Source organism: Gemmatimonas aurantiaca T-27 (assembly GCF_000010305.1).
Classification (GTDB): Bacteria; Gemmatimonadota; Gemmatimonadetes; order Gemmatimonadales; family Gemmatimonadaceae; genus Gemmatimonas; species Gemmatimonas aurantiaca.
On record NC_012489.1, the window covers coordinates 2,315,032 to 2,327,973 of the forward strand.

General features: G+C 64.9%; 17 protein-coding genes and 1 tRNA gene. 1 reads left to right on the forward strand and 17 read right to left on the reverse strand.

Translation table 11 applies throughout. From position 1 onward, the window contains the following. The first annotated feature begins 26 nt into the window (after positions 1-26). Positions 27-110 (forward strand) — tRNA-Leu (locus GAU_RS10165). A 128-nt stretch (positions 111-238) separates the two neighbouring features. On the opposite strand, the gene GAU_RS10170 is transcribed toward GAU_RS10165, so the two are convergent. From GAU_RS10170 to GAU_RS10250, 17 genes are all read right to left on the reverse strand, one after another. Beyond that, a complete protein-coding gene (locus tag GAU_RS10170) occupies positions 239-772 on the reverse strand; it encodes a hypothetical protein (RefSeq protein ID WP_012683471.1) in 534 nt (177 codons plus the stop codon). Between the two features lie 8 nt (positions 773-780). Next, positions 781-1,272 (reverse strand): RrF2 family transcriptional regulator, encoded by a 492-nt coding sequence (locus GAU_RS10175; RefSeq protein ID WP_012683472.1) that lies wholly within the window; start codon positions 1,270-1,272, stop codon positions 781-783. A 58-nt stretch (positions 1,273-1,330) separates the two neighbouring features. After that, a complete protein-coding gene (locus GAU_RS10180; RefSeq protein ID WP_012683473.1) occupies positions 1,331-2,755 on the reverse strand; it encodes an aspartate ammonia-lyase in 1,425 nt (474 codons plus the stop codon). Positions 2,756-2,791: 36 nt separating this feature from the next. Next, entirely contained in the window at positions 2,792-3,601 is an 810-nt protein-coding gene (locus GAU_RS10185; RefSeq protein ID WP_156798981.1) for a hypothetical protein, read from the reverse strand. A 43-nt stretch (positions 3,602-3,644) separates the two neighbouring features. Continuing rightward, the gene (locus GAU_RS10190) at positions 3,645-4,307 is read right to left on the reverse strand and encodes an MBL fold metallo-hydrolase (protein WP_012683475.1); all 663 of its coding nucleotides are present in this window, start codon (positions 4,305-4,307) and stop codon (positions 3,645-3,647) included. Between the two features lie 5 nt (positions 4,308-4,312). Next, complete coding sequence (gene trxB / locus GAU_RS10195; protein WP_012683476.1) at positions 4,313-5,344, reverse strand: thioredoxin-disulfide reductase; 1,032 nt, start codon at positions 5,342-5,344, stop codon at positions 4,313-4,315. Positions 5,345-5,370: 26 nt separating this feature from the next. Beyond that, entirely contained in the window at positions 5,371-6,141 is a 771-nt protein-coding gene (locus tag GAU_RS10200; protein ID WP_012683477.1) for a hypothetical protein, read from the reverse strand. Positions 6,142-6,158: 17 nt separating this feature from the next. Then, a complete protein-coding gene (locus tag GAU_RS10205) occupies positions 6,159-6,893 on the reverse strand; it encodes an SDR family oxidoreductase (protein WP_012683478.1) in 735 nt (244 codons plus the stop codon). Positions 6,894-6,896: 3 nt separating this feature from the next. Continuing rightward, positions 6,897-7,784 carry a PHP domain-containing protein gene (locus tag GAU_RS10210; RefSeq protein ID WP_052574364.1) on the reverse strand — a complete coding sequence of 296 codons (888 nt, stop codon included), beginning with the start codon at positions 7,782-7,784 and terminating at the stop codon, positions 6,897-6,899. A gap of 8 nt (positions 7,785-7,792) precedes the next feature. Next, positions 7,793-8,059, reverse strand: coding sequence for a hypothetical protein (locus GAU_RS10215; RefSeq protein ID WP_012683480.1), 267 nt, complete (start codon positions 8,057-8,059; stop codon positions 7,793-7,795). Positions 8,060-8,061: 2 nt separating this feature from the next. After that, a complete protein-coding gene (locus GAU_RS10220) occupies positions 8,062-8,307 on the reverse strand; it encodes a hypothetical protein (RefSeq protein WP_012683481.1) in 246 nt (81 codons plus the stop codon). A 56-nt stretch (positions 8,308-8,363) separates the two neighbouring features. After that, positions 8,364-9,665 carry a dihydrolipoamide acetyltransferase family protein gene (locus tag GAU_RS10225; protein ID WP_041265439.1) on the reverse strand — a complete coding sequence of 434 codons (1,302 nt, stop codon included), beginning with the start codon at positions 9,663-9,665 and terminating at the stop codon, positions 8,364-8,366. A 25-nt stretch (positions 9,666-9,690) separates the two neighbouring features. Beyond that, entirely contained in the window at positions 9,691-10,005 is a 315-nt protein-coding gene (locus GAU_RS10230) for a hypothetical protein (protein ID WP_012683483.1), read from the reverse strand. 70 nt (positions 10,006-10,075) lie between these two features. Further along, complete coding sequence (locus GAU_RS10235) at positions 10,076-10,369, reverse strand: hypothetical protein (protein ID WP_012683484.1); 294 nt, start codon at positions 10,367-10,369, stop codon at positions 10,076-10,078. A 10-nt stretch (positions 10,370-10,379) separates the two neighbouring features. After that, a complete protein-coding gene (locus GAU_RS10240) occupies positions 10,380-10,916 on the reverse strand; it encodes a hypothetical protein (protein ID WP_012683485.1) in 537 nt (178 codons plus the stop codon). Next, positions 10,913-12,244, reverse strand: a complete 1,332-nt coding sequence (locus tag GAU_RS10245; protein ID WP_012683486.1) for an inositol-3-phosphate synthase — start codon at positions 12,242-12,244, stop codon at positions 10,913-10,915. Before GAU_RS10245 ends, GAU_RS10240 begins: the two co-directional genes overlap by 4 nt. A gap of 5 nt (positions 12,245-12,249) precedes the next feature. Continuing rightward, positions 12,250-12,891 carry a CDP-alcohol phosphatidyltransferase family protein gene (locus tag GAU_RS10250; protein ID WP_012683487.1) on the reverse strand — a complete coding sequence of 214 codons (642 nt, stop codon included), beginning with the start codon at positions 12,889-12,891 and terminating at the stop codon, positions 12,250-12,252. Positions 12,892-12,942: the final 51 nt, after the last annotated feature.

A 12,942-nucleotide genomic window follows, 5' to 3' on the forward strand; every position in this document is an offset into this window, starting at 1 on the left:
TCCCTAGCCACATCGGGTGCGGATCTGCCGGAGTGGTGGAATTGGTAGACGCGCTGCGTTCAGGGCGCAGTGTCCGCAAGGACGTGCCGGTTCGAGTCCGGCCTTCGGCACCTCGCGTCTCCTGCTCGTGCTGAGCGAGTATGGAGTTCGGTAGTTGAGATTCGACAAACGGGCCATGGTGCTAACGCATCCATGGCCCGTTTGTCGTTTACCCCGTTCGCCGTCTGCCGGTCCGCGCCTAGTGCCTCAGCGCCGAGGGCCGGACATCCTCCGGAAGCGCGGCGTCGCCAAAGGCGGCCCGGAGTGCCTCATTGAGGCCACCGCGATGTTGATGCACCACCTCGGTCGCGCGCTGCAGGTCGTCAAACGACGGGTTGGATGCTCCTGCCCCCTCGAGCAACACCCGCGCCAGCCGGGCTGCCGGCACGTCGGTGCTGCCGCGCACGGCCAGAGCGGCGGTATAGGCGCGCCACCGGGCATTCCACTCCCGGCCGGCCTCCGCGTTCTGCCGGGCTTCACTGGCGATCATCGGCGCAAGCTGGTGCGCCACATCGGCCGCCGTGCGGTCATCGAGTGCGTCCCGATCGGCGACAATCAGTCCCACCGCTCGACGCACAAAGGCCAGCTCCCGCCCCGCGCGGGAGGCCTCACCGGTCAACTCACTCAGCCAGCGCAGGTGCGCCGGATCCGGGTCACGGAGGACGTGGCTCAGGTAAATCGCCACACGACGGCGGCGGTCACGGGCCGCCTGCCAATCACTCCAGAACCCCATCGCGCGTGTCAGGGCTGCAGGATGGGCAATCCACCGGGGATCGACGGGGCCACGTAATGCGGCACCCCGACACGATCCCGCACCACGGACTCGTCGGCGAGCAGATCACTCAGCTTCACGCCTTCCAGCACTTCGTCGATCCGCTGTTGCAACAGCATCCAGACTGGACGGATGCTGCAGTTCTCCGACTCCGAGCACCGACCGGCGTCCACGGGATGGCTCACACAGTGGAGGTCGAACGTCGTGAGTTCGGATGCCTGAATGACATCACGCACCGAGATCTCGCTGGGCTTGCGAGCCAGCATATAGCCGCCTCGCGCACCACGCGTGCTGTTCACGATCCCTGCGCGACGCATCCGGAGCAGGATCTGCTCGACGTAATCGCCCGGCAGTCGCTCGCGAGTGGCCACATCGCGTCCAGTGACTGGTCCCGTCTCTCCACGGCGCGCCAGATGCAAGGCGCAGATCAGCCCATACTCGGCCCACGTTGTAATCCGCATATGTCGAGTCTAGGCCTCGGGGGCCCTTGAAACAAGGCATCGCCGGGGTTCCGCGCCCTCAGCCTGCCGCCACCGATCCGTGTTTTCCACTCGGCACGCCGATCTCGGTCATGCGGCGCAGGTTCAGGACTTCGTCCACTTGATCGGCCGGCAAGACCCCTTCCCGCCGCACCAGATCGCGGATCAACACCCCTTCTTTCACCGAGCGCTTGGCGAGCTCGGCCGCAGCAGCATACCCGATTTGCGGCATGAGGGCGGTGGCCAGCGCCGCGGAACGCTCCACCCAGTATTGACACATCGCTTCATGCGCCTCGATGCCCCGCACACAGCGCTCGGTGAGCGTGTTCATGGCATTGGTGAGGATCTGCATGGACAGCAGCACGTTGTGCGCAATCACCGGCATCATGACGTTCAATTCGAGCTGTCCATGTTCCGCAGCCATGGTGACGGTGGTGTCGCACCCGATCACCTGGAAACACACCTGGTTCACCATCTCCGGGATGGAGGGATTGATCTTCCCGGGCATGATGCTCGAACCTGGCTGCACTGCCGGCAAGACGATCTCGTCGAGCCCTGTGCGCGGTCCGGAGACCATCAGCCGCAAGTCACTGACGATCTTGGACAGCTCGATGGCGAGCCCGCGCAGTGCGCCACTGAACGCCGCGGCGTCTCCCATGCTTTGCATGAGCTGGATGCGATCCTGCCCCTCCCGCAGTGAGGCAATGCCACTGATGCCCCGTAGGTGCTGCACCATGAGAGCAGGATAGGCCGGCTCCACCGTGACGCCCGTGCCGACGGCCGACCCACCGATGCCGAGATCGTTGAGATAGTCCGCGGCCTCGTGAAGACGCCTGCGACACCGTGCCAGCGATCCGGCGTACGCGGCAAATTCCTGCCCCAGCCGAATCGGCATCGCGTCCTGCAGGTGGGTGCGTCCGGCCTTCACGATGTGATCGAACACCGACGCCCGTTCGCTGAGGGCTTCTTCAAGCCCCTGCACCGCGTCCGACAGTCCCGGAAGCTGGCGCAGGATGGCCAGCCGGATATTGGTGGGAATCGTGTCGTTGGTGCTCTGCGCCATGTTCACATGGTCATTCGGATGCACCGGCGCATACCGTCCACGCGCACTGCCAAGCAGTTCATTCGCGCGATTGGCCAGTACTTCGTTGACGTTCATGTTGTGCGACGTGCCGGCGCCCGCCTGATACGGATCGACCACAAATTGCTCGCGATGCTGGCCGGCCAGCACTTCGTCGGCCGCCGCCACGATGGCGTTCGCGCGCTCGGCATCGAGCCGTCCGGTTTCCCGGTGCGTCAGCGCGGCGGCCTTCTTGATCCACACCTGCGCGACAACGAAAGGCTCGAGCGGCCGCAGTCCGCTGATGGCGAAGTTCTGTACCGCACGCAGCGTCTGCACGCCGTACAGCGCATCGGACGGTACGGCGAGCTCGCCGAGTGGGTCCTTCTCGATTCTCGTGGTCATGTCGGCCTCCCGAGCACCGCGCACGTGGCGCAGCGCTCAGGGAATGGAGAGCGTGGTGTCGATCGTGGAAACGATGTGCAGCAGGGTGGTGTTGTTGAGCACCTTCTCGTTCGTGCGCCACCGCGTCAGCACCATCGACCGACGACTGGCCGGGCTGGCCATCAACACCGCGACACCATTGGCAGGAATGTCGACCGTGCCATCGTCGCGCAGCGCGCAGTAGATCTGCTCGGTCACCGACGTGTTGGCATTGGCATACCGCAGCGAAAGAATGATGGCGGACGTGGAGTCGCTCGTGCCATTCCAGCGAATCGGCAGCACCTGTCCCGCCACCAGCGCCGGCACCGGCTCGGGGATGATGGGCTCCGCCAGCTTGACGCTGATGGTGGAGGCCGGGAACGAGCTGCCCTCTCCCGGAATGGTGATCAGTGCTTCTTCACCGCGCGTATACGTGAACGGCGTGGCCTCGGGCGTGGCATATCGCTGCAAGGTGGTGTTGAAAGGCAGCGAGAGGCTCTGCGTCCCCACGGCCAGGGCCACCGACTCCCCGGCGCGGAATTGTCCGCGGACCGTCGTCGTGGTGGTATCCACACTCGCGTACACACACTGATCCGACTGCTGCAGCAGACTGTTGGGAATCGACACCGACGACGCATCGAACACGACCATCGTCGCCGAAGCTCTTCCCTGCGTGGCGCTCAGATTGCGGGCCGAGATACTGATGGCGCCGAACCGGTCGTTGCCCACGGAACTGTCGGTGAGCGAATTGCAGCCGCTCACAGACGCCACTGCGCCAAGGAGCGCAGCCGTCAGAGCCGAGGGAAATCGTATGATCGAGGGGCGCATGACAAATCCGAGAAAAGAGCGCGGAACCCTGATGCGACCGCAGTCAGGCCCCGATGGGCCTGGCGGCCCCGCGCAGGAAGGGATTGGACAGACGTTCCTGCCCGATCGTGGTAGTAACACCATGACCCGGCAATACCCGAGTTCCGTCATCGAGCGTGGTGATGCGCATCAGTGACGCCTGCATCGCCCGGGGATCACACAACGGCAGATCCGTGCGCCCGATAGACCCGGCAAAGACCAGATCGCCGGAGATACACAGCCCATGTCCCAGGAATGCCACATGTCCCGGCGCATGCCCAGGCACATGCCACACCTCGAACTGGAACCGCCCCAGCGAAACAACCGAACCTTCGGCCAGCGGTTCGGTGGCTCCCGTGGGCGTCTCGATGCTGATACCCCAGCGAGCCGCACTGGTCGCAGCATTCCCGTAGAGCGGCAGGTCCAGCGGGTGCAGCCACACCGGCACGGGGCGCTCCCGCAGCAGCGGCGCCACCGCGCCGACGTGATCGAAGTGGGCGTGCGTAAGCCAGATCGCCTCCAGCGTACAACCCGTCGCATCCACGGCGGCAAGCAATCGCTCGACCTCGTCGCCTGGATCGACCAGCACGGCCTTGCCACTCGCGGGATCCGCCAACAACCAGCAGTTCTCCTCCAGTGGCCCCACCGTGAGCTGCTGCACCTTCAACGTGTCAGAGCCTGACGGCACCGCACTCATGCCGAGTGCCCACCAGGTGCGGTGCTGATCGTCGACTCGCCCGTTTCCAATACCGGCGACTCACCGATTCCGTGATGCGCCAACCAGCGCTCCGCCTCCAATGCTGCCATGCATCCGGTACCGGCCGACGTGATCGCCTGGCGGTAGTAGTCATCGATCACGTCACCGGCGGCAAACACCCCATCCACGGTCGTCGCGGTGCGCCACGGCGCCACCTTGATGTACCCGTGCTCGGTGGTCTCCAACTGACCGTTCAGGAAACGGGTGTTGGGTGTGTGCCCGATGGCCACGAACAGACCACCCGCTTCGAGTTCACTGGTCGCGCCGGTGCTGACGTCTTCGAGACGCACACCGGTGATGAAATCGCTGCCCACCACCTCGGTGACACGGCTGTTCCAGATCACACGCACCTTGGGATGCGTGAGCACCCGATTCGCCATGACCTTGGACGCACGGAAGCTGTCGCGGCGATGCACGATCACCACTTCACTCGCGAACTTGGTGAGATACATGGCCTCTTCCATAGCGGTATCTCCACCTCCCACCACGATCAGTCGCTTCTGCCGATAGAACGGCATGGCACCATCACATACCGCACACGCCGACACACCGCCGCCGGACTGCGCGAGACGCATTTCGCTCTCCAGTCCGATCCACTTGGCAGCGGCGCCCGTGGCCACGATCACGGTGTGTGCCGTAAGCGGCTCGGCATAGTTCGGCGTGATGCGGAACGGGCGCTGCGAGAAGTCGACCGACTTGACCAGCTCGGAAACGACGCGCGCTCCATGGTGCACCGCCTGCGCCTTGATGCGATCCATCAGCTCCGGACCGCTCACGGCTTCGGGAAATCCCGGAAAGTTTTCGATGTCGGTGGTGAGCATGAGCTGTCCACCTGGCAGCTCAGTACCGACCGGTTCCCCTTCGAACACCAGCGGATTGAGATTGGCGCGGGCAGCGTAGATGGCGGCCGTCCAGGCGGCCGGGCCGCTGCCGATGATGACGAGATTTTCGGTGCGCGTATCGGTCATGGCTGCAAAAAGAAGGAATCGCGCGTTCAGTCGAGGGCCAGTACGCCGAGCGCGCCGTGACAATGGGACATGGTGCCGACGAGTACGCGGCACGGGCCTTCCCCGCCCCACGCACTCACACGCACATCGGCCTCGGCGATCGCGGCGGCATCGATCATCCCGACGCCGTACGTGCGATGTACGCAGTGAAAACTAACTGCTCCGCGAAGCGTCGGCCGGCGCGGTTCGCCCGGAACAGCGCTAGCCACGGTGGGGATCCGACCGATGGCCACGGGCATGCTCCAGTCGCGGGGTGCCTTGATCGCCGGACAACTGGCCGGTTCGATGCAATTGACCGGACACATCCAGGTGGCAAAGGACACGTAGTGCCGCCCATCCGGCGCTGCCCGCTGCCATGGTGTTTCGGGATCCACATCGAGCGGATCAACGCGCATGCCGCGTCCTGGCCAGCGGGCAGCCGCGCGCCGCATGAGCCAGTCGAGGCACACGTGTGGCATGAGCGGTGACGGGACCATGGCATCCTGACGAAGCGCTGTTGGTCCTTCGTCGAGCCATTCGTCGAGGAAGTCGTCCCATGCGGCCACCCGCAGTCGCACGGGGAGCTCGCCGTAAGCGCCTTCGTGCATGCGCGTCGCTACGGTGCAATCCGCATTCCGATCCACCACCACCACCTCGTGCACCTGCAGCGCACCACGCGCGTGCGCGCGGCCGATCTGCTGCGTGTACCAGCTACCGTAACAGCCACCACCGATCACGATGATGCGGCCGAAGACGAGCGGTGAATCCCCACGCGGCATCGTCGCGCTCGTCCGGCTCAGCGCCGCAGGTGGCGTCCGCCGTCGACACGCAGCACTTCGCCCGTGACGTAGGTGGCGTCCACCAGATAGTGAATGGCGTGCACCACATCATCGGGTGTGCCACTGCGGGCCAACGGTACATCGGCGAGAAAGCGCTGCAAGGCCGCGTCGCTCATGTGATCGGGTGCGAGTACCAGTCCTGGTGCGACGGCATTCACGCGAATGCGCGGGGCAAGCGCGGCGGCCATCGTGCTGACCAGTGTAGTCACCGCGGCCTTGGTGACCTGATGCGGAATGAGGTCGGGGTACAGCGTTTCGAACGCGAGATGATCCGACATCTGCACGATCACACCGCCATCACGCAGCAGCGGCGCCGCGGCCTGCATGAGAAAAAACGGGGCGCGCAGGTTCACCGCTTCGGTATGCGCCCATTGTGCTGGCGTCACCGCATCGAATGCGACGAACTCCATCACCGACGCCGAACTCACGACGACATCGAGCGCACCAAAATGCCCCCGCGCCGCTTCCACGATGCGCGCCGGTGCGTCGGGCTCGCGCAAATCCCCCTGCACGATCTCGACCCGCACGCCGTACTCCTGCATGAGCTGCGCGGCCAGGCTCGCCGCGGCTTCCGGCGATTGCCCATGATGCACCAACACATCGTAGCCGCGCGATGCCATGCCGCGCACAATGGCCGCTCCCACACGTCGTGCGCCGCCAGTCACCAATGCCGTGCGACGCGCGACGTTCATGGGTCAGACCGCCGTGAGTCTGGACGCAATGCGGGCTTCCTGCATGCTGAGCCACGCCTTGGGCACCAGTTGCCCGCCCAGCTTGCGAGGGCCGTCGGTGGTGCCATGCCAATCCGATCCACCACTGGGCAACACACCCAACTGCGACACATGATCGAAGAGCCGCTGCACCAGGTACGGTGGATGACTGGGGTGCAACACCTCCACCCCGTCGAGTCCAACGTCCATCAGCTTGCGGATGCGGGGCTGCGTGGCCTGTTCACCGGGGTGCGCCCATACGGCGATGCCGCCGGCCCGATGCACCAGCGCGATGGCATCCGCCACATCGAAACGATCCTTCGCCATGTACGCCGGCCGGCCAAAGCCGATCCACTTGTCGAAGGCCTCGCGGAACTCGCGCACCCAACCACCGGCCAGCATGGCGCGGGCGACATGCGGACGCCCCACCGCACCGTCTCCCGCTTCGCGCAGGACGGCGTCCATCGTGATCGGCATGCCGTGGGCGTTGAGCACCGCCACAATGCGTTCCGCGCGCACGACGCGCTGCGCCTGCAACTCCCGGAGCGCACTGCGAATGGCATCGCGGTTGGCGATGTGCAGCCCCAGCAGATGTAGCTCTTCGTTTTCGAAGTGGGTGCTCAGTTCGACACCGGGCACGATGCGCACGCCGAGTGCTTCGCCGGCGGCGGTGGCTTCATCGAGACCATCGACGGTGTCGTGATCCGTGATGGCAATGGCCGCCAGTTGCGCATCATGCGCGGCCTGCACCACCACGGCCGGTGCCAGCGCCCCATCAGACGCCGTGGTGTGCACCTGCAGATCGACAAACGCTGGCGTCGACGCCGTGTGTCCTGCCTGATGTTCCTGTTGCTGGGCTACGACCGATATCACGACTGGGGTCACGGACGATAGCCAGCTTCGGGCGCGCGGGCGCTCGACTGCGACTGGCGAAACAGCGCCTTGAGCTGCGCTTCGCCGAGCTCCGCCAGCGACTGTTCGCGGGCGCGGGTGCGTTCCGGCGTGTAGCGCGTGACACGCACCTCGCGATCGTTCCCCTTGCCGGTCACGAAGATGAGTCCGAACTCATCACCGACAGACTGCGTGAGAAACCCCGATGGATAGACGTGCCAATCACGGCTGTCGATCCGGATCTGACGCGTGGGCATCTTCAACCTCCTCGTACTTCGCGCCAGTGGTCGGGCACATTCCCGGTACCGAGTAGCTGGGCCAGTGTGGCGGCGTCAGCGGCTTCGGTGAATTCGAGAAAGCGACCGGCTTCCATGGCGTGTTCAAAGACCCAAAAATGCGCCTGCGCTGCCGACGCGCTCTCAGAGCGCGCCGACAGCGCGGCGAGGTAGTCCGCACGCTCCGCATCCGAGACGCGGCGTTCCTGCATCGACAGCGTGCGTGGCATGTTGTGTTCAGCTCCGTTGGGGACCCGGATTCATACCCGGGGGAGCTGCCCCCGGTTCAGACGACCGCTTCGGTGACCGATTCGAGGGCCTTCTTGATATCGCCCATGAAACGATCCGCATCCGCGCCGTCGATGACCTTGTGATCGAAGGATAGCGAGAAATAGGCGCAGGTGCGGATGGCAATCGTGTCTTCGCCGTCCGCGCCCGTGATGACCTTGGGGCGCTTCTCGATGGCACCGAGGCAGAGGATCGCCGTGGTACCAACCGGAATGATCGGCGTGCCCGTCAGCGAGCCGAACGTGCCGGGGTTGCTGATGGTGAACGTGGCGTCCTGCACGTCGGTCGGGCTCAGCTTCTTGCTGCGCGCACGGCCGGCGAGATCGTTCACACCACGCGTGAGGCCGGTCAGCGAGAGTTCATCGGCGTGCTTGAGCACTGGCACGATGAGGCCCGTGGGCTCGAGTGCAACGGCGATGCCAAGGTTGATCTGCTTGCGGTAGATCAGGTTTTCGCCCGACACCGCGGTGTTGATCATCGGGTGGCGCTTGAGCTGCTGACAGACCGCCTGCAGGATGAACGGCAGGTAGGTGAGCTTCTGGCCAGACTGGGCTTCGAAGTCCTTGCGCACCGCAGCACGCACCCGCGCCACACGCGTCAGATCCACTTCCCACAGCGTGGTCACGTGCGCCGCCACCCGACGGGCCAGCGACATGTGCTCCGAGGTGAGCTTGCGGATCTTGGACATCGGTTCGACGATGTCACCGGCCCACGGCGTGGCCGCAGGGCCATGCGAGTCGGACGGCGCATGCGACACCGATACCGGCGCCGCGGCGGGAGCCGCACTACCAGCCGGACGCGACGTGAGATAGGCGTCGAGATCCTTGCGGGTGACCCGGCCGGCGATACCACTGCCGGTCAAGGCGCCGATCTCCACGCCCTGTTCGGCAGCGATTTTCCGCACGAGCGGCGACGACTTGGTGCGCACGCGTTCTTCGAACGACCCGGACGGCGCGGCCGGCGCCTTCGGGGCCGCCGGCGCGGGCGCGCTGGTGGCGGCGACAGGCGCCGCAGCCGGTGCGGCCACAACCGCCGCCGGAGCTGGGGCACTGGGAGCAGGCGCCGCCGCCGCAGCGGCCGCATCGGTCTCCAAGCGGGCCACGACCGTGTTCACGGCCACGGTGAGCCCGTCACCAACCAAGATCTCCATCAGCACACCAGCCGACGGAGACGGAATCTCCGCGTCGACCTTGTCGGTGGAGATTTCGAAGATCGGTTCATCACGCTTCACGCTGTCGCCCACCTTCTTGAGCCAGCGTGATACGGTGCCCTCCGCGATGGACTCGCCCATCTGCGGCATGATTACGTCTACACGAGCCACTCGTTCATCCTCGATCTGTAGTAGCCGCGTCGGCGGCGCGATCTGCGCGCCGCAAACGCCACAAGGCGAGGACCGGCAATGTCACCGCGCCGATCACCGCACCATAGCCCGCGAACACCCACCACTCACACGCCGGCAGCCCTGCCGACGGTGTGCAGCGATTGAAAAACCCGATGAGCTTGCCGACGCCCACTGCGGACATCGCGCCGCTCACCCCGCCGATGAAGAACGTAAAACACCCCACACCGATGTTGCGCCCCACCCGGTCTTCGGGCAGCGGCGTCGCCGGCGCAGGGGATGACGACGGTTTGGAACTCATCGGCAATACGCGGAAGGGGCGCTCAGCGCTCGACCGCCGGCCAGCCGCTCAGCGGAAATGCCGCGCGCGCTCAATAGCCGGCCTCGATGAGATGCCGCGGATCCGCCGTGCGGTGCAACACGTTGAAAAACTTCTTCACATTCTTGTCGATCCGGCTCTCACCGACCTGGTCGGTGTGCACCTCGACGAACGTGTAGTGCCCGCCTTCCATCTTCACCGACAACGCCATGGTGCCAAGCGTGCCAGAGAAGGTGCGAGTCCGCGCATCGGCGGTGCCGCGCGCCAGACCGAGCGTTCCGAAGTAACGGTCAGCCAACTCCAGGACCACGTCCGGTGTCAGCGAGGTCCGATGAAAGTGCCGCATACGGCGTCCTCTAGGGTTGCGGCCGCTTGGCCGTGCCGGTCGCCGAATCAACCGGCGCGGCGGGGGAAGGCGTAGGCACCCGAACCGACGTGGGCGTCGTGAAGTCGCCCGGCTCGTCGGCCGTGAGGATGTCCTGTGTCCAGTCCACGGTTTTCTGCAGTACTTGCGTCGAATCCCGTCGGAACTGCACGGCCATCGCCCACAGCCCGGCCGTCACATACATGAGGTGACTGCGATAAGTGCCCAGTTCCTCCGTCTCCTCGAGACCATTGGAGACGGTCTTGCGGTCCTGGTTGGTCGCAAAGATGCGCCCCTGCCCGCCCTGAATCGGCAGGCCGGTCTTCACATCATGCACCACCACCCGCCAATAGATCGGTTCCAGCGCACGCGTCGGTCGGCTCTCCGGAGAGACCCGCAACACAAAATCCTCCGTCACCAGACGGAGTTCGTTGCGACGCGGCTCTGCCGGTCCGCAACCGGCCAACAGGAGGCCGGCGGCGGTGGCGAAGGCCGCGCGACGAAGACGACGCGCGCGCAGGGAGATCATTGGTAGTATTCCAGCCCGAGGTGGGTGATCTGCTCCTCACCCATGAGGTGACGGAGCGTGTTCTTCAACTTCGTCTGCTGGATGAAAAGATCATGCTCGGGCTGCAGTCCCGGAGCGACCTGCGGCGACTTGTAATAGAAGCTTAACCATTCCTGAATGCCCTTCATGCCGGCACGCTGCGCGAAGTCCGAGAACAGCGCGAGGTCGAGCACGAGCGGAGCCGCCAGAATGGAGTCGCGGCACAGGAAGTTGACCTTGATCTGCATCGGGTAGCCGAGCCACCCCTTGATGTCGATGTTGTCCCAGCCTTCCTTGTTGTCGCCGCGCGGCGGGTAGTAGTTGATGCGCACGACGTGCGAGAAATCCTTGTACAGCTCGGGATACTTCTCCGGCTGCAGGATCGTGTGCAGCACCGACAACTTCGACTCTTCCTTCGTCTTGAACGACGCGGGATCGTCGAGCACTTCACCGTCGCGGTTGCCAAGAATGTTCGTGGAGTACCAGCCTTCGAGACCCAGCATGCGCGCCTTCATGCCCGGCGCGATGACGGTCTTCATCCACGTCTGGCCCGTCTTGAAGTCCTTACCGGACACCACGACGCCCTTCTGGTTGGCGAGCTCCACGAGTGCCGGGAAATCGGCCGAGAGATTGGGCGCGCCGTTGCAGTACGCAATGCCTTCCATGATGGCGGCGTAGGCGTAGAGCATCGACGGCGCGATCGCTTCGTCGTTCTCATCCATCGCCTTCTCGAACGCTTCGATCGTCTGGTGCTGCGGGCCGGCCTTGATGAAGATCTCGGTCGAGCCCGTCCAGACCATCGCGCCACGCTCGGCGCCATTCGCCTTCATGAAGTTGCGGATATCGGCCCGCAACTGTTCGGCGAGTTCGCGCTTCGTCTTGGCAGACTTCACGTTGGTCGCGCCCGTGATCCGCGTGACGTACTTGTTTTCGAACACGGCCGGCATCGGCTTGATGCCCTTCAGGAAATCGGCCACCGGCTCGAGGTCTTCCTTCGTCAGCACACCGGCCTTCACGGCGGCGGTGTAGGCGTCATCCGGAATGGGATCCCACGCCGCAAAGACGATGTCGTTGAGCGTCGCGAGCGGTACGAAGTCCTTGATCAGCGGGCTGCGATTGTCCGTGCGCTTCCCGAGGCGGACCGTCGCCATCTGCGTCAGCGACCCGATAGGGGCCGAGAGGCCGCGGCGCACGCGCTCGACGCCGGCAATGAACGTCGTCGCCACGGCGCCGAGGCCCGGCGTGAAGATGGCGAGCTTCCCCGTCGCCGGGGCGATGGTCGCGGGATTGCCGCGGGTCGTATCGGACACTGCGTTTATTCTCCGGGAGAAGTAGGAGCCGGCATCGTGCTGGCAATGCGATGGACGTAGGCCATGCGCTGGAAGAAGGTGATCCATGCGGTCACCGCCAACAGCGACACGATACCGGCAAGGACCCAGCCGTGGAACGCCAGACCAAAAAAGGCCTGGGGCGCCGCCAGCAGGGTGATGCGCTCAGGACGCTGCAAAACGCCCACGCGCGCGGTGAACCCGAGCCCTTCGGCTCGAGCATTGGTGTAGGACGTGAGGAACGTGGCGATGAGCGCCAACACCGCGACGATCACCATGCCCTGATTGTGGTGCACGGGGTGCGTCGCGTAAAACACGACCAGACCGCCCAGCAAAAAGCCATCGGCGACCCGGTCGAGCGTCGAATCATAAAAGGCCCCGAAGACGGAGCTCGTTCCTGTCCGCCGGGCCACGGTGCCATCGAGCACATCGAACAGGGCCGTCAGCCCGAGAAACCAACCCCCGATGCTGATATGTCCCTTGGCAAAGATCGCCCCTGCGACGCAGGTGCAGATCGTGCCGATGGTCGTAATGGTGTTCGGGCGCACACGTTTGGCTACCAACCAGTCCGCCACGGGGGCGATAACGGCGAGGTAGCCACGAACGATGGCGCTCCAGAGTGCTTGCATCAGGCAGACGTTGACGGGGCGGTCCCGGGGACGAACGGGATCGGTCTTATA